Origin of the sequence: Gordonia tangerina (genome assembly GCF_021556435.1) — a bacterium.
GTDB lineage: Bacteria > Actinomycetota > Actinomycetes > Mycobacteriales > Mycobacteriaceae > Gordonia > Gordonia tangerina.
Genome location: NZ_JAKGCU010000020.1, coordinates 13,291 through 33,265, shown reverse-complemented (window position 1 = coordinate 33,265; position 19,975 = coordinate 13,291). Strand labels below are relative to the sequence as shown.

Annotated in this window: 17 protein-coding genes and 1 pseudogene; 1 reads left to right on the top strand and 17 read right to left on the bottom strand. The window is 66.0% G+C overall.

What is annotated here, in order from left to right; genetic code table 11:
- Positions 1 to 189: 189 nt before the first annotated feature.
- The 6 genes and pseudogenes from L1892_RS18320 to L1892_RS18295 all read right to left on the bottom strand — a co-directional run.
- Positions 190 to 383 (bottom strand): annotated as a pseudogene (locus L1892_RS18320) (IS1380 family transposase); the annotation flags it as partial.
- 108 nt (positions 384 to 491) lie between these two features.
- On the bottom strand, positions 492 to 1,637 hold the full coding sequence (locus L1892_RS18315) for a helix-turn-helix transcriptional regulator (RefSeq protein ID WP_235725075.1): 1,146 nt from the start codon (positions 1,635 to 1,637) through the stop codon (positions 492 to 494).
- 107 nt (positions 1,638 to 1,744) lie between these two features.
- A complete protein-coding gene (locus L1892_RS18310; RefSeq protein ID WP_235725074.1) occupies positions 1,745 to 3,130 on the bottom strand; it encodes an FAD-binding oxidoreductase in 1,386 nt (461 codons plus the stop codon).
- A 97-nt stretch (positions 3,131 to 3,227) separates the two neighbouring features.
- Positions 3,228 to 3,638, bottom strand: a complete 411-nt coding sequence (locus tag L1892_RS18305) for a RidA family protein (protein ID WP_235725073.1) — start codon at positions 3,636 to 3,638, stop codon at positions 3,228 to 3,230.
- Between the two features lie 109 nt (positions 3,639 to 3,747).
- Positions 3,748 to 4,653, bottom strand: coding sequence for a carbohydrate kinase family protein (locus L1892_RS18300; protein ID WP_235725072.1), 906 nt, complete (start codon positions 4,651 to 4,653; stop codon positions 3,748 to 3,750).
- Complete coding sequence (locus L1892_RS18295) at positions 4,650 to 5,351, bottom strand: class II aldolase/adducin family protein (protein ID WP_308191723.1); 702 nt, start codon at positions 5,349 to 5,351, stop codon at positions 4,650 to 4,652. The genes L1892_RS18300 and L1892_RS18295 overlap by 4 nt, the downstream gene beginning before the upstream one ends.
- 156 nt (positions 5,352 to 5,507) lie before the next feature.
- Here L1892_RS18295 and L1892_RS18290 point away from each other — a divergent pair, with 156 nt between their 5' ends.
- Positions 5,508 to 6,173: a DUF6891 domain-containing protein gene (locus tag L1892_RS18290; protein WP_372475228.1), complete on the top strand. Its 666-nt coding sequence runs from the start codon at positions 5,508 to 5,510 to the stop codon at positions 6,171 to 6,173.
- A 52-nt stretch (positions 6,174 to 6,225) separates the two neighbouring features.
- Here the strand turns inward: L1892_RS18290 and L1892_RS18285 are convergent, their stop codons facing one another.
- The 11 genes from L1892_RS18285 to L1892_RS18235 form a co-directional block, all read right to left on the bottom strand.
- On the bottom strand, positions 6,226 to 8,007 hold the full coding sequence (locus L1892_RS18285; protein WP_494516554.1) for a sigma-54-dependent Fis family transcriptional regulator: 1,782 nt from the start codon (positions 8,005 to 8,007) through the stop codon (positions 6,226 to 6,228).
- Positions 8,008 to 8,208: 201 nt separating this feature from the next.
- Positions 8,209 to 9,885, bottom strand: coding sequence for a chaperonin GroEL (gene groL / locus L1892_RS18280; RefSeq protein WP_235725070.1), 1,677 nt, complete (start codon positions 9,883 to 9,885; stop codon positions 8,209 to 8,211).
- A gap of 33 nt (positions 9,886 to 9,918) precedes the next feature.
- On the bottom strand, positions 9,919 to 10,944 hold the full coding sequence (locus L1892_RS18275) for an NAD(P)-dependent alcohol dehydrogenase (protein ID WP_235725069.1): 1,026 nt from the start codon (positions 10,942 to 10,944) through the stop codon (positions 9,919 to 9,921).
- Positions 10,941 to 11,708 carry an iron-sulfur cluster assembly protein gene (locus L1892_RS18270; protein WP_235725068.1) on the bottom strand — a complete coding sequence of 256 codons (768 nt, stop codon included), beginning with the start codon at positions 11,706 to 11,708 and terminating at the stop codon, positions 10,941 to 10,943. The genes L1892_RS18275 and L1892_RS18270 overlap by 4 nt, the downstream gene beginning before the upstream one ends.
- Entirely contained in the window at positions 11,705 to 12,751 is a 1,047-nt protein-coding gene (locus tag L1892_RS18265) for an amidohydrolase family protein (RefSeq protein ID WP_235725067.1), read from the bottom strand. Before L1892_RS18265 ends, L1892_RS18270 begins: the two co-directional genes overlap by 4 nt.
- Before the next feature lie 89 nt (positions 12,752 to 12,840).
- Positions 12,841 to 13,179: a propane 2-monooxygenase effector subunit MimD gene (gene mimD, locus L1892_RS18260; RefSeq protein ID WP_235725126.1), complete on the bottom strand. Its 339-nt coding sequence runs from the start codon at positions 13,177 to 13,179 to the stop codon at positions 12,841 to 12,843.
- A gap of 8 nt (positions 13,180 to 13,187) precedes the next feature.
- A complete protein-coding gene (locus L1892_RS18255) occupies positions 13,188 to 14,294 on the bottom strand; it encodes an aromatic/alkene monooxygenase hydroxylase subunit beta (RefSeq protein WP_235725066.1) in 1,107 nt (368 codons plus the stop codon).
- A 26-nt stretch (positions 14,295 to 14,320) separates the two neighbouring features.
- Complete coding sequence (locus tag L1892_RS18250) at positions 14,321 to 15,361, bottom strand: 2Fe-2S iron-sulfur cluster-binding protein (protein ID WP_235725065.1); 1,041 nt, start codon at positions 15,359 to 15,361, stop codon at positions 14,321 to 14,323.
- A 170-nt stretch (positions 15,362 to 15,531) separates the two neighbouring features.
- Positions 15,532 to 17,169 (bottom strand): aromatic/alkene/methane monooxygenase hydroxylase/oxygenase subunit alpha, encoded by a 1,638-nt coding sequence (locus tag L1892_RS18245; RefSeq protein ID WP_235725064.1) that lies wholly within the window; start codon positions 17,167 to 17,169, stop codon positions 15,532 to 15,534.
- A 172-nt stretch (positions 17,170 to 17,341) separates the two neighbouring features.
- On the bottom strand, positions 17,342 to 18,634 hold the full coding sequence (acmB, locus tag L1892_RS18240; RefSeq protein ID WP_372475210.1) for a methyl acetate hydrolase AcmB: 1,293 nt from the start codon (positions 18,632 to 18,634) through the stop codon (positions 17,342 to 17,344).
- Between the two features lie 96 nt (positions 18,635 to 18,730).
- Positions 18,731 to 19,906, bottom strand: a complete 1,176-nt coding sequence (locus L1892_RS18235) for a pyridoxal phosphate-dependent aminotransferase (RefSeq protein WP_235725063.1) — start codon at positions 19,904 to 19,906, stop codon at positions 18,731 to 18,733.
- Between the last annotated feature and the right edge of the window lie 69 nt (positions 19,907 to 19,975).

Here is a 19,975-nt window from a genome sequence, read left to right as displayed (position 1 = left end):
AGTTGCCGATCTCGAACTTCGGTATGTGTCAATGGATTTCAGGTTCGGGCCCGTCGGCGCGAATGGTTAGGGCAGATCGGGGTGCGGCGGAAAGCCTCCGCTCTAGCCCATCTGCCGTTACCGTGGCGGCGGCACGGGTGAGGTTGAACGCGATCACTGCACACACCAGCGTCGGGGTGGATCTGCTCGATGATCGCGGTGGGTCCTGTCGGCGGTCACGGTGTCGAGGTCGCTGGTGGTGAAAAACGAATGAGACCGACACATCTGAAACAGGCCCGTCGCCCTGCGACCGGAGGTCGGGATGCGGCGTAAGACCAGCCGCCCGGGGACCTGCAGTGTTGTGGCTTTGACGTGAACGCAGTGAAGTCGATCTCGGCGACTTCCGGCCCCGTCCGGGCCATCGCCGCCCAGAACGCGCAAGATCGGAACGACCCATTCGTCCGACAGTCGATCGAGCACTCGACGGCATCAACCACTGACGGCACCGTCGGTCACATCAGCTCGGATGGGCCGGCGGAGTAAGACCCCGATGGCAGCAGCGGATCGTTCATCCGGGGTGCGTATTGGTCGAAATAGACGCGCGCGATCAGTTCGCGGCGGCTGCGCACGCCCGCCTTGTCGAAGATCGACTTGAGATGGTCCTGGACGGTATAGGCGGATACGTGCAGCGTTGTGGCGATGTCCTTGGTTGCGACCCCCTGCAGCACCATCTGGGTGACGTCGCGCTCGCGGGACGTGAGGCCGAAGGCGGCCACCACGAGTGGCACGATCTCCGGCGGCCGTGCCTCCTCGATGGTGACCACCACCTCGCCTACGCGATCGACGGTGCTCGACAAGGGCGAGGCGTGCACGAGAAGCCACATGCCCGATGCGCCGCGTACCCGCAGCCTCGGTGGGACATCGGATTCGCCCCGCCCGTAACGGCGTGCGGCGCTCACCAGGCTGGTGATCACCGACGTCGCGGCACCACTGTTCGCCCCGGACAGCAGATCGGCCACCCGCTCCTCGGCGCCGGCGCTCATCTGGATCATCTGATTGGAACTGTCGACGATGAGTACGCAGGGTCCTGAGGGCGTCGTCTGCGGCTCCGCGACGATGCTCGCGAGCAAACCCGTGCGGACGCCCCGGGCGAGCGGCTGGGACAACGTCCGCAGGAATTCGATCTCGCTCGGGATGAACGGCTGCTCGTCGAGCTCGCGGAAGAAGGCGATGCCACCCCACACCTGGTCGCCGTCACGCAGGATGAGCCGCGCTTCGTCGGTGAAGTCATAGTGCGGCCGCATGAACTCGTGCATGCGGGGTGAATCCTGGGTTCGGCCCGCCGTCAGGTCGTGCATGCCGACGGCATCGACACCGGCGCGGGCGAGCTGCCGAAACGACGAACACTCCGGTGCCCCGTACTCCCGCAGTCCCCACTCGTCGTCGTGCTCGTTGCGCCCCAACAGGTTTCCGAACTTGCGGGTGCTGGTCAGCAGCAGAGTGTTGGGATCCACGGTCGCCATACACGCCGCCGCGTGCGGTACGGCGCGAATCAGCGAACCGATCGCCTCACCGAGAAAGTCGCCGACGTCGAGACCGGCGCGGGCGAGTACGTCGACATCACTGCGAACGCGCTCGGCAGTCAGACTCGTCGTCATGAAAAGATTCTCCGTTTTCGCAGGTCATCTGTCTATCCCAGAAATTTGGGGGAATTCGGACAGCCCGCGGCGAGGGTGCGCGGTGCACCCTCGCCGTCAGTGTGTGATCAGCCGATCCGGGTGAACATCCCCGCGGGGTCGTGGCGGCGTCGGATCTCCTCGAGTCGCGACCAGTCGGCGGCTGTCCAGAGTGTGGACAGCTCGGCGGCCGGGGTCTGGCCCGCGAAGTTGAGCAGACCGTCGCTCGCCCATGGGGAGAGGGCGCCGTTGACGGCGGCGACGTGGGCGCCGGCCTGATCGCCCAGCGGTCCCGCGGGTACCCCGGTCGCCATCACGCAATAGCGGGCCGCGCGCCCGGTCACCGCGTTGGGCACGCCCTGCGGTGAGGCGAGCGCACCGCCGAGCAGTCGGATCTCGACAATGGCCAGCGGACTCGCGACCTGCGGTCCGGCGACGGCCAACACCGCGTCGACGGCCTCGGCCGGTAGATCACGGATACCGCATCCGCGCTCGACGCTCGGGAGCGGACCGGGCGGGTCCATGTGCACCGCGTCGAGGGCAGCCGTCGGCAGGACGTCGACGTTGCTCAACAACACTGGTCCGGCGGACATCATCGGCGCCAGCATCTGCGCACCCACGGCGGGATCGCCGGTGTAGGTGAAACGCACGTGCACGACAGTTTGTCCCTGCAGCGGTGGCGGCAGATTCGGATCCGGTGGGAGCCGCACGATGGCCACCGACGATCCGGCGGTGTCCGGCAGGGTGGGCGCCCAGTCGCGCCACGCGTGCAGCACCTGCTCGGCCGCATCGCCGGCGAAGAAGACACCACCTCCGTAGATGGTGGCCAGATCGATCAGGTCGAGTTCGATCGCGGTGACGATGCCGCACCCGTCGCGGCCCCCGAGCAGTGCCCAGAACAGGTCGGAACCCGCACCCGCGTCGACCGTCCGGATGACACCGTCGGCGGTCACCAGTTCGATACGTCGTACCCGGTCGGCGGCGAAGCCGAATTGCCGTCCCAGCGGGCTGAGTCCACCACCGAGCGTGTAGCCGACGATGCCCACCGATGACGACGACCCGACCAGCCCGGTCAGCCCGTGCGGTGCCGTTGCGGCAGCGAGATCGCGCCACCGGACCCCGGCGGCGACCCGGGCGGTCTTGGCCGCGGCGTCGACCTGGATGTCGGTCATGCGGGAGGTGGTGATGGTCAGGTGGCCACGGCCGGAGATGACGGGCCCGTGTCCGGTGGCCCGGACGCCCACACGCAGTCCGTTGGCGCGGGCATAGCGCACTGCCTCGGCGACGTCGGCCGGCGACGTCGCGCCCACGACGACGGCCGGCGCGGGTGTGGCGGCCGCGTTGAAACCGGCCAGTTCGGTGGGGTAGTCGGCGTCGTCGGGGGTGAGCACCGGGCCGGCGACGGCCGCGTCGAGTTCTGTGACGTCGAGGGGACCGGCGGGCGGGATGTGTTCTTCGGGGGTGGTGATGGACATGGTTTCTCCTTGGATGAATCGGTGTGCGTTGATGAATTACGTTGGGGGACCGTGGTTGCGGTGAGAGGGCCGCACAACGGGATTGGGACGACGAAACTCAGCGCCCCGCCTGCACCGCGATCTCGACGGCGAGACCGGGTAGCGCGAGGGCGGTGACCCCGACCAGGGCGGCCGGCGGGGTGGCGCCGTGTACGTCGAGTCGTTCGGTGAGCGCCTCATACGCGGCCAGGGTGGCTGCGACGTCGGTGGTGTAGATGGTCATCATGAAGACGTCGGCGAGGGTCATCTGCGCCGAAGCGAGGATCTCTTCGATGTGGTGGACCGCAAGCGACAGTTGGGCCGCCACGTCGCCCTCGTGCACGACGGTGCCATCGTCGGCGACAGAAGCCTGCCCGGCAATGCTCAGCACTTGGCTGGGGGCAGGTCGCAACTGGGCGTGGTCGAAGCGGAACGGGGCGTTCCAGGTCGTCGGGTTGATGGCAACGATGGTGTCGGTTGGTGTGTTCATGGTTATGAGCCTGGCTCGTCGCCGCCACGTTGCCCATCCCGATCAACCGGGGAATCGCGCACCCAGAAACCTGGGGGTCGGTCATCCGACCGACCCCCAGGTCACCGACTCAGCGCTCGCGCGACACGGTGTCCCACGACATCTCGCCGTGGTCCGAACCCAATCCTGTTGCCACGATTCCGGCCACCGCGCAACCGATCTCGGCCGACTCGAGTAGGGAGAGTCCGTGTACGCGCGCGGCGAGGAAACCGGCCGAGAAAGCGTCGCCGCAGCCGCTCGTGTCCACGACGTCGACATCGTGTGCGGCTGCGTGGTCGGTGGTCTCGGCGGTAACCACATAGGCGCCGTCTGCGCCGGCGGTCGGTGCCACGGTTGCGACGCCGCGATCGATCAGCCGGCGACAGGCGGCCACCAGATCGCTCTCGCCGGTCAGTCCACGTATCTGATCGTCGTTGGGCAACAGGTAGTCGAGGTGGGGCAGCACCGGTTCGAGCCAGGCGAGGACACCCGGATCGCCGTCGGTGAGGATGTCGGCGGACACGGTGACACCGGTTGCGCGGATGTCGGCGAGCAGCGGCGCCAGCTCCGGCGGGTTGAGCAGTTCGGGAGCACCTACGTGGACGTGATCGACCGTGGTCAGCAGGTCGCGAGGTGCATCGGGAAGGGGGTAGGCGAGGTTGGCGCCCGGAACATGCAGCGCCGGCCGGTCACCGTTGCTGCGAATGGGCAGCACGCTCATCGAGGTCGGCTGGGCGACGGCCACCAGGTGGTCGGTGTGCACGCCGAACCGTCCGAGCATCATCCTCAGCATGCCGGCGGGGTCGTCGTCGCCGACCGCGCCTACGGTGTGGACCTCGACGCCCAGTTTGGCCAGGGTGATCGCGGTGCCGCCGGCCGGGCCGGCCGCCGACATCCGGATACTCTGCACCAGCACGGCACCCTGACCGTCCGGGATCTCATCGACCGGTTGTGCCAGCACGTCGAGAACATGCGCGCCGAGCGTCGCTATCCTCATGTCTTCCTCCCGGGAAATGGTGAGTACTGTCGTTGCAGCGCCGTGGCGATCACCTCGACGACCTCGTCGGAGGTAAGGGATGCCGGCGTCGCCACCGCAGCCGAACGCAGGTAGATGTCGGCCAGCCAATCGACGAGTTCGATACGCTCGCAGGCCATGTCGATGTCATCGCCATAGGCGACCGATCCGTGGTTGCGCATCAGCGCCGCAGTCCGGTCGATTAACGCGGCGGCCACCGCGTCGCCGAGTGCCTCGCTGCCGAAGACCGCGTAGGCGGCCACCCGGACCGACCCGCCGGTCAACGCCGCCGTGTAGTGGACCACCGGCAACTCGTCGACGATGTTGGCCACCGCGATCGACGCCACCGGGTGGGCATGGGCGACCGCGCGTGCCGTTGTGCGCCGGTAGATGTCGAGGTGGATTCGCAGTTCCGACGTCGGGCGGTGGACGGTGTCCTCGACGACCGTACCGTCGAGATCGACGAGGACCATGTGGTCGGCGGTGACGTCGGCCAATCGGCAGCCCGACGGCGTCAAGATCACGGTGTCGCCACACCGGATCGACAGGTTGCCACCGGTACCGTGTGTCATCCCGGTCCGGTGCAGCCGGTGCGCTGCAGCGGCCAAGGCGGTGCGTTCGTCTACGAAGGACAGCGGCCCGGACGGGTCGTGGCCGGAGGATGCATCGCTGGGGGACACGTCGGTGAGCGTACGCGACCGGTGTCGGTCGAACAGCCGAAGTCGTGGTGGCGACGAGTGCTCGGCGGTCCTTCGAACGAACGAAACCCCGTCGAGCCGGAACCCCGACGCCTGCCGGTGCGTCCAAACTTCGTGGGGATCGACGATGGGAGCGTGATGCGGGGAGAACGTCTCACCGATCTACGACAGCTGATCAGGTCGCGACTGGCGCCGGGGTTCACCGACCTCGACGAGGTCGAGTCCGACGCGCGCGATTGGGCCGAGGACAACGGTGCGTCGGCCGACGAGGTGACCGCCGAGGTACGACGAATGTGGGTCGCCCGACGTGCGGAGGAGGCTGCGTGGAACGACACCGGTGACTTCGGCCGGTTGAGTGCCGCGTTCGCCGAACTCGATGCCGCAGGCGTCCTGGCCCGGATGAACTTCGCCTGCTGCGCGCGCTGTGCGACTGCGCTCATCGACGCCGAACGCACCCCGGCGCCCGAGCGCGACGACTGGTACAAGTTTCGTGAGTGGGCCTATGTCTTCTTCGCCGAGGCCGACGCAGGCCACATCGCCGACGACGACCCTGTTCTGTCCCTGTCCTACAGCGGTTTCCGGCCGCACGAATCCGTATCGGAATCGGTACTGGATGCGATGTCGGACGGCGACACCGACGCCGAACACCTCGCCTACGAGCAGACCGAGACGATGTTGGCCGAACAGATCGTCGCAGTGCTGCGCAGCCACGACCTCGAGGTGATCTGGTCGGGCGGACATCATGACCGGATCGATGTGCGGATCGGTGCCTGGCGCAAGCCGTTGCCGGGTGCGCCCGAGTAGGCAGAGCGCCGGGTGCGCACAGCGGTGGGTGGTGCCACCGCCATCCGAGCTGTCACACGTCGATGCCGAATTCCTTGATCTTGCGGTAGATCGTGGCGCGTGAGATACCCAGCGCGGCAGCGGCGGCCGGTTTGTGCCCACCGTTTTCCTCTAGGCTTCGGATGATCGCGTCGCGTTCCATGGCCTCGATCCGGGTGAGCGTGTGTCGACTGAGGGCGCGGCACGTCGGCGGAAGCTGGTTCACGTCGATGACACCGGATCGTTGGTGGGTGACGATCTGGCGCAGGATCTGCCGGAGTTCGGCGACGTTTCCGGGCCAGCTGTACTTGGTGAGCTGACGCATGGCCGCCGACGACACCGTCAGCTCGCGCCCGCGGGTGAGTTGCCGCAGCAGCGCCGGGATCAGGTCGTGCAGATCTTCGATGCGATGGCGCAGTGGCGGGATGGGCACCGTGTGGGTGAAGAACGGGAGCAGGATGGCCGCGGCATCCGCGTCGTGCAGTGCATCGACGGTCACATCGCCGACTGTCACCCCCACCCAGCCGGCCCCTTCGCGGCCCTGCAGCATGTCGGCGATCGTGGCCAACGTGTCGCCGTCGAGCGTGTCGATGTCGCGCAGTATCACGCTGAAGTCGTCCCGGTCGAGTTCGCTGTCGAGGGCGTCGAGGGACTCCGGTATCTGGAGATCGGCCGCCGCAAACACCCGAACGTTGCCCCGGGTCAGGGCGGCTCCGGCGCGCAGCACAGTGGATCGTCCGGTGCCGGTCTCGCCGGACACGGCGAGCCAGTCACCCGCGCGGAGGTAGCGGACCACCCGATCACAGGACTGATGCCACGACGAACTACGCCCCACGACGCCGGGCAACGCCGAGCCGCGGCGCCGGGTCATGGGCGGTTCTGTGTGTTTGCCGGTATCGATCAGGTGCACGTGGAAGATGGCCATTCCCGCTGTTTCATCCCAGAACTCTGGGATCGGTGACAGTCGCGCGACCCGCCCGCTGGCCATCGTGCCGACCCGGCGCGATGCCGTGGTGTCGAGCGTCTGATCGACGGCGTGCTCGAGCAGCGAGATCTGATCTTGGGGATCGATGGCCAGCCGCAACCGCCGATTCATCAGCACGACCTCGCCCGCGATGGCCAACACCATCATCTGCGGTGCACGTCGACAGGTGGTCAGGTATGCGTTCAGCAGCCGCGACTCGCGTTCGCTCGCCTGGGACAGCATCCGCTGTTCGATCTGTGCCGTCGCCGACTTCGCGAGCGACAGCAACAACGGGCCGCCGTCGTCGGCGAGTCCGGTGAGATCGAGCGCACCCACACACGTCCCGGACACGGGGTGCACGATCGGCACCCCTGCGCAGGACAGGTCGGCGAGGACCCCGGCGTAATGCTCGGAGCCGCGGACCAGGGTGGCCTGCCGATTCTCCAGTGCGGTCCCGATCCCGTTGGTGCCGGCGTGTTCCTCGCGGTAGCTGTAGCCGGGGGCCAGACTCACCTCGTCGAGCCTGCGCTCGAGCGGCCGATGTGCCGTGGCCCGCGACAGCACGACCCCATCCGCGGAGGTCAGGATGATGCTGACCGGTTCGGCGGACAGGTCGTCGGCGAGCTGTCGGATGACTGGACGGGCCGCGCTGACCAGCGGACTCTCCAGGTTGGGTTCGCGCACGAACGGTAGTTCCAGACGATCGGCGTGCACGTTGAAGTCACGCGATCGGCGCCACGACGTCGAGATGCTCTCGCGTACCCCGACCGGCATGTTGTCGTCGGACAGGAATCGCTCCCGTGCCGCAGCGACCGCGGTCGGTGGTTTCGGTGATGTCGGCTGAAATCCCACAGACAAACAAACTCCTCTGTGATGTGGACCGCGCTGTGATGCGGATCTCACACCGGTTCGAGTCTAACGTCTCGCGCACCGCACAGAACCTGGTTATGCGGTCATCGTGGCGAGGAGGGCCGGCCGCGATCAACGCCGCGAACGCACTCGTCCGGATCGCGGCCGGCCCAGTTCAGGGGAGGCCCGCGCGGGGCCCGCCGGTCAGTAGATGTTCGACGGCCGCACCATCCCTTCGGCCAGGTCGCCGAAGCCGGGCGCATCGATCGCGCCGGGATGGGTGAGCACCTCCTCCACCACTGCGGTCTCGGTGGTGATCAACAGCGCCGCGATGGATGCGGCGCTCTCCAGTGCTGCCCGCGTCACCTTGCACGGGTCGATCACACCTTCGTCGAACATGTCGCCGTACCCACCGGTCAGCGCGTTGAAGCCGTGCCCGATGGGCAGTCCGGTCACTACACGCACCACCTCGTCCCCATCGAATCCGGCGTTCATGGCGATCCAGCGCAGCGGTTCGGCGAGTGAGCGCCGCACCACGTCGATGCCGACCGCTTCGTCGGCGACCGCTTCGGCACCCACCGGGTCGCCATCGGTGGTCAATGCCTCCAGCGCGCGATGGGCTTGGGCGAGGGCCGTGCCGCCGCCGGACACGATGCCTGCCTCCACGGCTGCTCGCGTCGCGGCCAGTGCGTCCTCGACGCGGAGCATGCGTTCCTTGAGTTCGACGCTGGTGACGCCGCCGACCCGGATGACGGCCACCCGGCCGGTCAGCCGCGCGATCCGCAGTTCGAGGACGTCGCGGTCGGCATCGATACGGGCCCGACCGAACTGTGCCTCGAGCTGCCCGACTCGTGCGTCGACCATCGACTGGTCGCCATGCGCGCCGACTATCGTGGTCTCGTTCTCGGTGACCGTGACCCGGTCGCAGGTGCCCAGAAGCTCGAGCGAAACCTCCGAGAGCTCGAGTCCGGTGTCCTTGGCGATCACCTGCCCGCCGAGCGCTATCGCGAGGTCCTCGAGTTCGGCGACCCGCCGGTGTCCGAAACCGGGGGCTCGCACCACCACCGATTGCATCGTCTTGTGCATGTTGCCGCCGACCAGCAGTTGCAGGGCAGGACCGTCGACCTCCTCGGCCAGGACCAGCAGCGGCCGGTCGGCACGCTTGGCCGACTCGACGGCGGGCATGATCTCCTGCACCGAGGTGATCTTCTTGTTCGTCAGCAGCACGACCGGGTTGTCGAGGACGGCCTCCATGCGTTCGTGGTCGGTGACCATGTAGCCGGAGATGTAGCCGTGGTCGAACTCGATCCCGTCGACCACGTCGACGGACAGTCCGAGGGCGTCGCTCTCCTCGGTGGTGATCACACCGGTGCGGCCGACATGCTCGACAGCCGACGCGATCACTGCCCCGATGACCTCGTCGTCGCTGGCGGCCAGACTGGCGATCCGTTCGAGATCGGCCCGGCCGCCGATCTGCACGGCCTGATCGGTCAGCGCGTCGATCACGGCGGCGACCGCTCGTTCGATACCGCGGCGGACGCGCATCGGGTTGGCGCCCTGATCGACGGCACGTAGGCCTTCGCGGACCATGGCCTGCGCCAGCACCGTGGCGGTGGTGGTGCCGTCGCCGACCACCCCGTTGGTCTTCATGGCGACTTCTTTGACCAACTGGGCGCCCATGTTGGCGAAGGGATCTCGCAGTTGGATCTCCCGGGCGATGGTGACCCCGTCGTTGGTGATGGTGGGTGGGCCGGTGAGCTTCTCGAGGACCGCGTTGCGGCCCTTGGGTCCGAGGGTCACCTTGACTGCGTCTGCCAGGGCGTTGACGCCCCGTTCCAGCCGTAGCCGCGCTTCGGCGTTGTAGCGCAACTCTTTGGCCATGGTGTCACTGCCTTTCGTGATTTGTTTTGGGAATCAGGGGATGAGAATGGCGCGACCACGTACTCGGCCGGCGTCGAGGTCGTCGATCGCCTGCTGATAGTCGTCGAGGGCATATTTGGTCGTGTGTAACGCGACCTTGCCCTGGGCGGCCAGGGTCATCAGCTCGGTCAGGTCGTTGTAGGACCCCACGAGATTGCCGATGAAGTTGATCTCCGTGGAGATGACGTCGATGGTGGGGACGTCGATGTTCTCGCCGTATCCGACGACGAAGTAGTTGCCGGCGCGACGCAACATCGCGATACCTTCCGCGGTGGCGCCGCCCTCGCCGACGAAGTCCAGCACTGCTTCGGCACCGTGACCGCCGGTCATCTCGAGGATCTGCTGCACATGTGTGCCGTCGGCGACAATGCCGTGATGCGCCCCGACCTCGACCGCCAATTCCACTGCGGCCGGGTTGCGGTCGACGACGACGATGGTGACTCCCGAGATGGCGTCGAGCACCTGGATGCCGATGTGGCCCAGACCACCCGCACCGATCACCACACAGGTGTCGCCGGGCCGGGTCATGCGCGCGACCTTCGCCGCGGCGTGGTAGGCGGTGAGGCCGGCATCGGCCAGTGCCGCCACATCCGACGGCTGCAGTGAGTCGTTGATGCGGACGACACTGCGTGCGGTTGTCTTCAGATACTCGGCGTAGCCACCGTCGGTGTCGATTCCAGGGAAATCGCTGTTCTCACAATGCACGTCGTCGCCATCGCGGCAGGCCCGACACAATCCGCAGGTGATGAGCGGGTGCAGGATGACGGTGTCGCCGACGGCCACATTGGTGACGGCATCACCGACCGCATGCACCCAACCGGCGTTCTCGTGGCCGATCGTGTACGGCAACGTCACTTGGCTCTTCTCGGCCCACTGGCCTTCCAGGATGTGCAGATCGGTGCGGCACACCCCGGCCCCGCCGATCTTCACGATCACATCGAGGGGGCCGGTGATCTCCGGATCGGGGATGTCGGTGAGCTGTAGCTTGTCGTGGTATCCGACCACCTGGACGGCTTTCATGATGTTCTCCTCGGCGATCGCAGGTCGGTGATGACCGGGCCGCTGCGGCCATCGCAGTCGGTGTCGTCGGCGTATCGGGTGGCCAACAGGCCTCGGCAGAAATGCCCGTTGCCCTCGATGGAGATCCGGACCGATCGGGCAAAGCGCAGGGCCATGGCGATGTCGTCGCGTGCGACGGGATGGCCGTCGTCATCGACGAGGACAAGACTGTTGGGGCACAGGCTCAGTCCAGCGTTCACCCGACGGCGTAGCAGCGCGGCTTTCGCCGGCCCCGGCGGCAGATCCCGCACCGTGAGATGCCCCAGGTCGGCGATGGTGACCTCGCCGGACGCCAGCAGCGCAGATACGCAGCGCTCCATGGCGGCGGTGTGTGCCTTGCGGACGAAGATCTCCCGTAGCTCGTCGAGGCTGTCGTCGGCCTCCGCTCCGAAAGTGCCCACATAGCCCGCCTCCGCGGCCAGACCGGCGTTGATCTTGTCGCTGTCGTGGTGGTCGTCGAGTAGCACACGGACCAGTCCGATGTCGTCGATCTGATGCAATGCGTCCTGTGCGTCGGAGGCCATCAGATAGGCGAAATTGGGTGAGCAGAACGACGTGGGAAGCCGTAGGTGCACGGTGACGCCGTCGTCGTCGATCAGGATGGAGCGGACGAAGTTGAGGTCGGTGATCGGTTCGTCGAGCTCGGGATCGACCACCGTGCCCAGCGCGGCGAGGACGGCGTCGGTGACCGTGGTGGTCACCGGCCCGTCGGCCACCGCGGTCATGCGCTCACCGCGTCTTTGGCGCCGGCTGCGACTTCCACACCGGGGTCTGCGGCATCGGTGGGAATTCGCAACTCCTCTGGCACTTCGATGTTGGGATACAACGCGGCCGCGTTGAGGCCCAGGATCTTCTTCTTCTGTTCGACGGTGATGGGCGCGTACTCCGTCATGTCCTCAGGGATCTGGAAGTCGACGAATCGCTCGACCAGCCACTGCGGGGTCCACAGCGCGTAGTCGGAGGCGAACAGGATCTTGTCTTCGCCGATCCAGTAGAGGAGTTCGCCGATGATCTGGGCGAAGTAGCGCGGTCGGGTGTGGATGAACGGGATGGCAACGGCCAGGCCGCCGTACACGTTCGACTCCTGGGTGGCGATCCAGCAGAAGTCCTCCAACCGGGGCAGACCGACGTGTTCGATGATGAAGTTCAGGTCGAGATAGTCGGTGGCCACCTTGTCGACGTCGGCGACGTCGAAGGCATCGCGATCCAGCGGCCGGATGGTTGGCCCCTTGTGCACGTGGACGTTCTTGATGCCCAGCTCGATACATTCTTCGAGGTACCGTCGCGACCACGGGTCGTCGAGTTTGTATCCGCGTGAGTCGCCGTGCCATTCGGCGGTGTAGAGCTTGACGCCCTGCAGCTGCATGGTCTCGGCGTCGCGCCGGAGTTGGACCAGTCCTTGCTCGCCGTCCCGCGGATCGTAGGCGTGGTTGTAGGTGAGTTTGTCCGGATTGTCTTGTGCCAGCTTGAGTGAGTCGTCGACCTGGGCGAACCCGTTGACGTAGAACTCGCGCAGAATGGTGGCCTGGAAGATCGCGTGGTCGACTGGGCCGTTGACGAACAGATCGTTCCACAGCCGATCTGCGCCGTAGTAGCAATAGGTGTCGTAGTCCCAGACCTGTTCCTCGGGGCTGAGGTTCTTGTGATAGTCGTAGAAGCAGTCGATGAACTGCTTGCCGTGGATGTTGCGCTGATTGGATTCGCGGCCATCCCACAGGTGGACATGGCCGTCGACGATGAAGTACTTGTCGCCGTTCTTCTCGTACATGCTTCTCACTCGTTCTCTCTGTTGGGCTGGAACAGGTCGGGGTGGAGATCACCGCCCGGGGGTGGGTAGCCACCCCCGGGCGGTGAGGTTCACGAGGACGCGGTCAGGTCGAAACCGATGAATTCCGCGGCGTCCTCGGGGCTGGCGAACAACATCGTGCGGTCGTCGAGGTGGACCATGCGTCCGTAATGCGTAGAGCTGATCTCCTCGAAGACCGATCCGTCGAAGTCCTGGCCGAGGGCGTCGGTCAGTTCGTCGTAGTCGAAATCGAGACGGTCGACGCCGTCGACGCGGATCATCGACGGGTATTCGGTGAGTTCCACGCCCTCCTTTGCGCCCATCACGTCGGCGACCACCCGGCCGATCGGCGTGTTCATGAGCGTCACACCGCACATGTTGGAGAACTCGGTCTCGGCTCCGAATTGCATACTGGTGCTCACTGGTTCAACTCCTCGGGGATGTCGGCGTCGATGGATTCGAGGACGCTTCGGAACTTGGCGATCGCGGCGTCGAGGCTGGCGGCGAAGGTCACCGGCTTGTCGGCAGGCTGCGACCAGATCGGTTGCAGTGCCCGGGCTGCATCCAGACAACGCGGCACCCATACGGCCATCCACTCGTTCAGCAAGGCCTTGTTGGACTCGCCGTAGGTCTCGTCGCGGGTGAGGATGCGGAAGAGGTTGCGGGTGTAGGCGAGATCGCGGTCGTAGTCGTACTCGCCCGTGCCCACGATGGTGGGGGTGATGTAGTCGCCGTTGCCCGCGGCCACCTGCATGACGAGTTCGGAACGGAACAGCGAACCCACCAGCTGCTCGAAGACGATGTTGGTCGCGAACAGCAGCTGGCACCAATCACCGACCGCCGTCAGTCGCTCCACCGTCTCCCGTACGGGTTGCCACTCGGGTGCGTTCATCCACACATCACGATGTGCGCTGCCGTCGAAATCGTCCTCCACCTCGGCGAGGTCGAGGTTGAACAGGGCCAGATCCTGTGCGAACCGCATCTTGTGGGCCGCGTTGACCGCGACGGCGGTGTTGATCATGTTGGTCGGGCCGGACCGCTGGATGGAGGTGAACACATGGAGCGCGAGGCCGTTCTCCGCGTGCATCCAGGCACCGAGATTGCGTTCGATGAACTTCAGCCACGGCTTGTTCCACACGTCGTAGGCGCGGGCGCGTTTGGCGTTCTGCAGGCACAGGTCCACCTGGTGTACGACCGCCGAGTTGTTCCGGTAGATCGTCTGATCCCATTCCTCGTTGGGATCGAGAAAGGCATGCCAGTTGCTGGATTTCGCGGCCGTCCATTCCTGCGGGTAGCCGCCCGGTCCGTCGCCGAACCCGTAGATCCACCCTTGTGTCAGGTGACGTTCCGGGTCTGGCTGGACGTCGACGGTGACGTCCTCGTAGGTGGTCGCACGCTTCTTGGCCGGCTGATAGTAGTTGTACTTGCGGCTCTTACTGCTCGGGAATTCCTTGGCGCCGGCTTCGGCGTCGGTGAATTCGATGGAGGGGAAGCTGCGTTCCCGCGGTTCGGTTGGTGCGGACATACCTTTCGTTCCTGTCGTTCGGGCTTCTAGTCGAAAGCCGGGCTGGTGAACTTGTCGTAGAAGATCTGGTCCCTGGGCACTCCGGCCGTCTCGGCGAGGGCCAAGGCGGCGTCGACCATCGGGGGCGGCCCGCAGAAATACACCTCCGTTCGCGCTAGGTCGGGTTCGCATCCCTTGACGATGTCGGTGACGTTGCCTTCGACCACGTGCACGCCGTCACCGACGTCGGCCATGGATTCCGACAGGCATGCGGTGAACGAGAAGTCGGCGATCTTTGCACCGAGAGAGGCGATCTCGTCGAGATAGAAGAGGTCGGCGGCCGTCCGCGCGCCGTAGTAGAAGCGCACCGGACGGTTGATCTCGTTCTCGCTGATGTGGCGCAGAAGCGATAGCAGGGGGGCCATGCCGGCGCCGCCGCCGATGGCCACGATCGGGAGCACATGGCCGCTGCGCAGCGTGCACGACCCGTACGGACCGTTGACCATGATCTCGTCGCCGACGGAGAGTCCCTCCTCCAACATCCCGGCGAAGAGGCCTCCGGCGTACTTCTTGATGACGAACTCGAGTTTGTCCGGCGTCTGCTGAGTGGTCGCGATGGAGAACGACCGCTTCTCGTCGGTGCCCGGGATGAAGAGGTCGACGTACTGACCGGACTTGAACTCGAATGCCGCGGGCTCCACGACGTCGAGGCGCAAGGACACGATGTCGCGGGTCAGCGGTTCGATCGCGGTGACCCGGGTGCGGACATCCTGGATCGGTGCGCCGCCGAGCAACTCGTCCTCGTCGAAGTTGAGCAGTTCGATGTCGCAGTCGCTGTATGCGTATGTCCGGCAGAGGAGTACGTACCCCTCGGCCTCTTCGGCGTCGTTGCACGCGAACGTCGAGTAGTCGTCCATCTGGACGTCACCGTCGAGCATGTACGACTTGCATGCCGAGCACCGACCTTCGCGACATCCGTGCATGAGGTGGATGCCCTGTCGGAACGCGGCGTCGAGGATGGTCTCGTCCTCGGTGACCTCCATCTCGATGTCGACGGGTTCGAAGTTGATGCGGTGGGTGTCGGCCACGGGTTCTCCTGTGTGAGTGGTGGTGTGGCGTGGTCTCGATACGTTCCTCGCCTAGCGGCTCGGAACTACTCGACCACCGGTTGGGCTGGTGGACCCCCGGTTCGCTGGTCGAGTAGCCGGCGAGCCGCTAGGCGAGGCGGCGTATCGAGACCACCTGGCAACCCGCGGCCTCAGGCGGGGACTGCCCCGTTGCGGTTGGCCTTGTATGCCGCAACATGCGCGTCACGCTCGGCGTCCGACATCTCGTTCAGCAACACATTCGGACTCTGGAAGGTGTTGCCGCGGACATCGTCCAGCGTCCACATCTTCTTCGGATCGAGATCGAGGTGCGGTTGCGGGATCAGCGTCTTGCCGTCGTCGCGGACATAGCCGAGATCGGTGATGATGTCGGCGAGGTCCTTGCCGTGGTGCAGGGTCTCCCATTCGCGGAAACCGGTGAGGCGACCCATGTTCGGTGTCTCACGGCCCTCGTACTCGCCGCGGAAGGCGGTGGTGTCGGTCCACGCACAGGTTTCCGAGCAGTAGGTGCGCCACTGGCCGTCGACCTTGTCGGTGACCATGTCCTCACGGATCACGCACGGCACCATGCAGGTCCAGCAGCGGTGCGGGTACTCGTAGTCGACATCCTCGAAGGCGATCGGCTTGTTGCGACCCGGGTAGGCGAGACGGTTGTAGTTCTCCCACCACTTGCCGAACTTGTTGTACCACCCGGGGTACTTCTCTTCGAACCACTCGAAGTCCTTGTCGGTCATGGCGTCGATGCGCCAGTAGTTGACCGGCCAGCCGGTGGCGAAGAAGCGGGCCACCTCGTGCACGTAGTGCTTGTCGACGATGCGCTTCCACGCCTCCTCCACCAGATCGTGCGGAATCGTCAGACCGTACTTCTCCAGCGGCAGAAGATAACTGCGGTAGTAGTCGTCGTAGATCCAGCGACGCCACATCTCCGCGTAGCTCTCCCGGTCCTTGCGCCGGTCCTTGGTGCCGTACTCGATGAAGGTGCCGATGGCGGCGTCGACGACGCAGTGGTTGTTCCACCACGCGTAGCGCAGGTCGCGCTCGAGCAGCGGGCGGTTGCGCTCGTCGGCCAACGCCATCAACAGGATGGAGTAGCCGTTGGAGATGTGGCGCGACTCGTCGGACTGCACCGAGTGGAAGACGGTGGGCAGCAGGTAATCACCGTTGGCGGCCGCCTCATCCGGCATCGCGACGAACAGGGTGTTGGTGAAGGCGGTCTCCGCGACAACCGTCAGGTAGATGTTGGCTGCGGTGATCGCGTCACCGGTGATGAACCCCTCGCCGAACTGGCGGCCGATGGTGCCGGCGTAGTTGTTGGCGAACGCCTTCTCGGTGATGTCGAAGCCGGCGGGATCGATGTAGTTGTTCATGTACAGCTTCTTGAGGTTCATCTGGATCGTCGAATGACGAACCTCGTCGATCATCTGTACGGCGAGACCGTTGTGGATCTCCGGGTTGGGGACCGCATCGATGGCCATTGGCATCGCACGCGCTGCGGAGATCTCCGGGAACGGGATGATCGACAGGAACAGCTTCTGCCATTCCAGCCACCGTTCCTGGACCTGCCGGAACATGTTGCCGCGGATGGCGCCGTCCATGGCGCCGTAGACGCGATTGTCCTTCTCCTCCTCCATCGGGAAGTAGGACCGCATGATCTGCTTGAGAGGGTCCTTCTTCGGAGCCTTCTCGAAGGTGTAGTCGGTGCCGAACCGGGTCGCCGGTGTCGCGAAGGTGGGCTCCCACGACAACTCGGTGATCTTCGCATGTGCTTTGGTCAAGCTCTGCCTGCTCAATGTGCGCCTCCTCGTGAGAAGGCCGACGAGGTGCCGGCCTGCTGGGCTGGAGCGCCTCCGATGTAACCCTGTGATTCAGGTCATATGCGTCTCAGTGTGAGACGGCGAGCACATTGATCTGGCGTGGTCGGGCATACCTGCAGGTCAGCGCATTCCTACCCGGGCGTGATCATCAAGGCGAGGTGCACTTCAGGGCGTCGTACACGGCGGTCTCGAATCCGAGATACGCATTCAGCGCCGTCGGATCGAAGAACGGGAACAGCTGCGTTGCCCAGAAGCCACCGATCCTGCTGCGCCGGTCGATCCAGAAGTAGAGATTGGCCAACCCGGCCCAGCTGAGGGCGCCGGCCGGCCGGCCGGTGGGCACGGGCTCTTCGTTGATCATCGCCGTCAGCCCCCACGTCTTCGGCACGCCGGGGAAGAACTCTGCGTCGTGGGACAGCGCTGGGATCGCGCCGTGCAGCCGGTCCACCCGCCGGTCGCCGAGCTGATCGCGTTCGGCCATCTCGATCGTCTCGGGCCGCAGGATCTGATCCCCGCCGTCCGACAGACCGTCGTTGAGCCACATCCGGATGAAGGCGAGGTAGTCGCGGACCGTCGAATACAGTCCATGGCCGCCCATGTGCAGTTCCGGTTCGTCGGGCAGTGCCCATTTCCGGTTGGTCTTGAGACCACCGTCGGGCGTGCGGTGATGCATCAGCGCACGCCGGCCGGACATCTCGCCGGTGAGTGTGAACGCCGTGTCGGCCATGCCGAGCGGGGAGAACACGCGCTCGCTCATCACCTCGCCGAGCCGCCGGCCGGTGATGCCCTCCACAACCTGCCCGGCCCAGTCGACGTTGCTGCCGTAGCACCACGACGTGCCCGGATCGAACAGCAGCGGTGTGGTCAGCGACTCGCGGGTGGCACTGATGGTGCCGGGCACACCGTGCTCCTGGGCCAGACGGCGATAGGACTCGTCGAAGAAGTCGTACCCGAATCCAGCCGTATGCGTGAGTAACTGGCGAGTCGTGACAGCCGATCGCGGCGCGCGCAACCGTGGATTCCCGTTGCCGTCGAAGCCCTCGAGGACGGCCACGTCGCCCAACCGCGGTGCATAGTCGGCGGCCGGTGCGTCGAGGTCGAGGCTGCCGTCCTCCACGAGCTGCAGCGCAACCGTCGCCGTGATCGTCTTGGTGGTCGAGAAGAGTGCGAAGACACTGTCTGTGGTCACTGCCTCGGTAGTCTTTGCCTCGGTGGCCCTTGCCTCGGTGGCCACTGGGTCGGTGACGATCGGGTCGGACGTCGAGGCGAGGGCGCCGTCGACCGCGCGCACTCCGCCGGCGGTCAGTGAGAGGAGCTTCTCGGCGGAGGTGGTGCCGGCGACGACGCCCGGTAACCGGGGGGCGCCGGCGGTCGCTGCGGCGACAGCCGTCTCGGTAGCCGCGACGATGGCTGCCGTGTCGACCTCGTACGGACTGCTCACCTTGTCATCCTCCTCGAACCCGGCCCCCGACAGATCCCCTCCATACGATCGGCAGTGTATGTGTGCGGCGCACGACAGCCGACGGCCACGCCCCGGTCAGGGATGCAGCGAGCCCACGAAGTCGCCGAGCCGCCGCAGCCCCTCGGTCAGATCGTCCGTCGAGGCGGCATAGGACAGGCGGACGTGGTCGTCGGCGGTGTGATGTCCGAAGTCCTTGCCCGGTGTCAGGGAGACGTGTGCCTGCGCCAACGCCCGGTCGCAGAACTCAGCCGAGGTCAGGCCGGTGGGGGCGACGTCGATGTAGACGTAGAACGCGCCGTCGGGCGCGACCGGCACCGACAACCCGATCCGACGCAGACCATCGATCACCAGTTCGCGGCGGATGCGGAACTCGGCGCGGCGCGCCTCGGTGAGTGCGAGCGATTCGTCGGTGAAGCACTCCAGGGCGGCGTATTGGGCGGGTGTCGGCGGGCAGATGTAAAAGTTCTGCGCCAAGCGTTCGAGTACCGGCACCATCTGCTCGGGCACGATGCACCACCCGAGCCGCCACCCGGTCATGCCGAAGTACTTGGAGAAACTGTTGATCACGATCGCGTCAGGATCTGCGGCGAGGATGCTGCGTGGCGGGTGGCCGTCCGAGTCGTCGGCCAATCCGAGGTAGATCTCGTCGACGATACGCCATCCGCCGCGGGTGCCCACTTCGCCACAGAGGCCGGCCAACTCGTCGAACGGCACCGACGTGCCGGTCGGGTTCGACGGGGAGGCCACCATCACGCCCCGCGTCCGCTCTCCCCAGGCGTCGGCGACCAACTCGGTCGTGAGTTGGAAGCGGGTCGACGGTGTCGTCGGTATCAGTCGGACTCGCGCACCGTAGCTCTCGGCGAAGCGGCGATTACATGGATAGGACGGATCGGCGACCAGCACCTCGTCACCCGGATCGATCAACGCCGCACAGCTCAGCAACAGTGCGGCCGACGCCCCCGAGGTCACCACCACCCGGTCGGGGTCGACCTCGCATCCGAAGTGTCGTGAATAGAACCCGGCGATCGCCGACCGCAGCTCGGGTAGGCCGAGCGCTGCGGTGTAGGCCAGCTGACGGCCGTCGGTGAGGTCGCGTACCGCCGACAGGAACGCCGGTGGCGCACCGAAATCGGGCTCGCCGATGCTGAGTTTCACGACGTGGTGGCCCGCCGCCTCCAACTGCGCGGCACGCTTACCGAACTCCATCGCGTAAAAGGGCGCGACCGCCTCGGCCCGCTGCGAGAACCTCATGGCGCCATTGTGCTCTGGCGCCGAGGTCGAGCGGGTCCAGGGGTCGCGCCCTGCGTACGGCAGATGGTG

Bases quoted from the DNA above. Each gene is read 5' to 3' on its own strand.
- L1892_RS18315 (WP_235725075.1), bottom strand. From the start codon at position 1,637: ATGACGACGAGTCTGACTGCCGAGCGCGTTCGCAGTGATGTCGACGTA.
- L1892_RS18310 (WP_235725074.1), bottom strand. From the start codon at position 3,130: ATGTCCATCACCACCCCCGAAGAACACATCCCGCCCGCCGGTCCCCTC.
- L1892_RS18305 (WP_235725073.1), bottom strand. From the start codon at position 3,638: ATGAACACACCAACCGACACCATCGTTGCCATCAACCCGACGACCTGG.
- L1892_RS18300 (WP_235725072.1), bottom strand. From the start codon at position 4,653: ATGAGGATAGCGACGCTCGGCGCGCATGTTCTCGACGTGCTGGCACAA.
- L1892_RS18290 (WP_372475228.1), top strand. From the start codon at position 5,508: ATGCGGGGAGAACGTCTCACCGATCTACGACAGCTGATCAGGTCGCGA.
- groL (WP_235725070.1), bottom strand. From the start codon at position 9,885: ATGGCCAAAGAGTTGCGCTACAACGCCGAAGCGCGGCTACGGCTGGAA.
- L1892_RS18275 (WP_235725069.1), bottom strand. From the start codon at position 10,944: ATGAAAGCCGTCCAGGTGGTCGGATACCACGACAAGCTACAGCTCACC.
- L1892_RS18270 (WP_235725068.1), bottom strand. From the start codon at position 11,708: ATGACCGCGGTGGCCGACGGGCCGGTGACCACCACGGTCACCGACGCC.
- L1892_RS18265 (WP_235725067.1), bottom strand. From the start codon at position 12,751: ATGTACGAGAAGAACGGCGACAAGTACTTCATCGTCGACGGCCATGTC.
- mimD (WP_235725126.1), bottom strand. From the start codon at position 13,179: ATGCAATTCGGAGCCGAGACCGAGTTCTCCAACATGTGCGGTGTGACG.
- L1892_RS18255 (WP_235725066.1), bottom strand. From the start codon at position 14,294: ATGTCCGCACCAACCGAACCGCGGGAACGCAGCTTCCCCTCCATCGAA.
- L1892_RS18235 (WP_235725063.1), bottom strand. From the start codon at position 19,906: ATGAGGTTCTCGCAGCGGGCCGAGGCGGTCGCGCCCTTTTACGCGATG.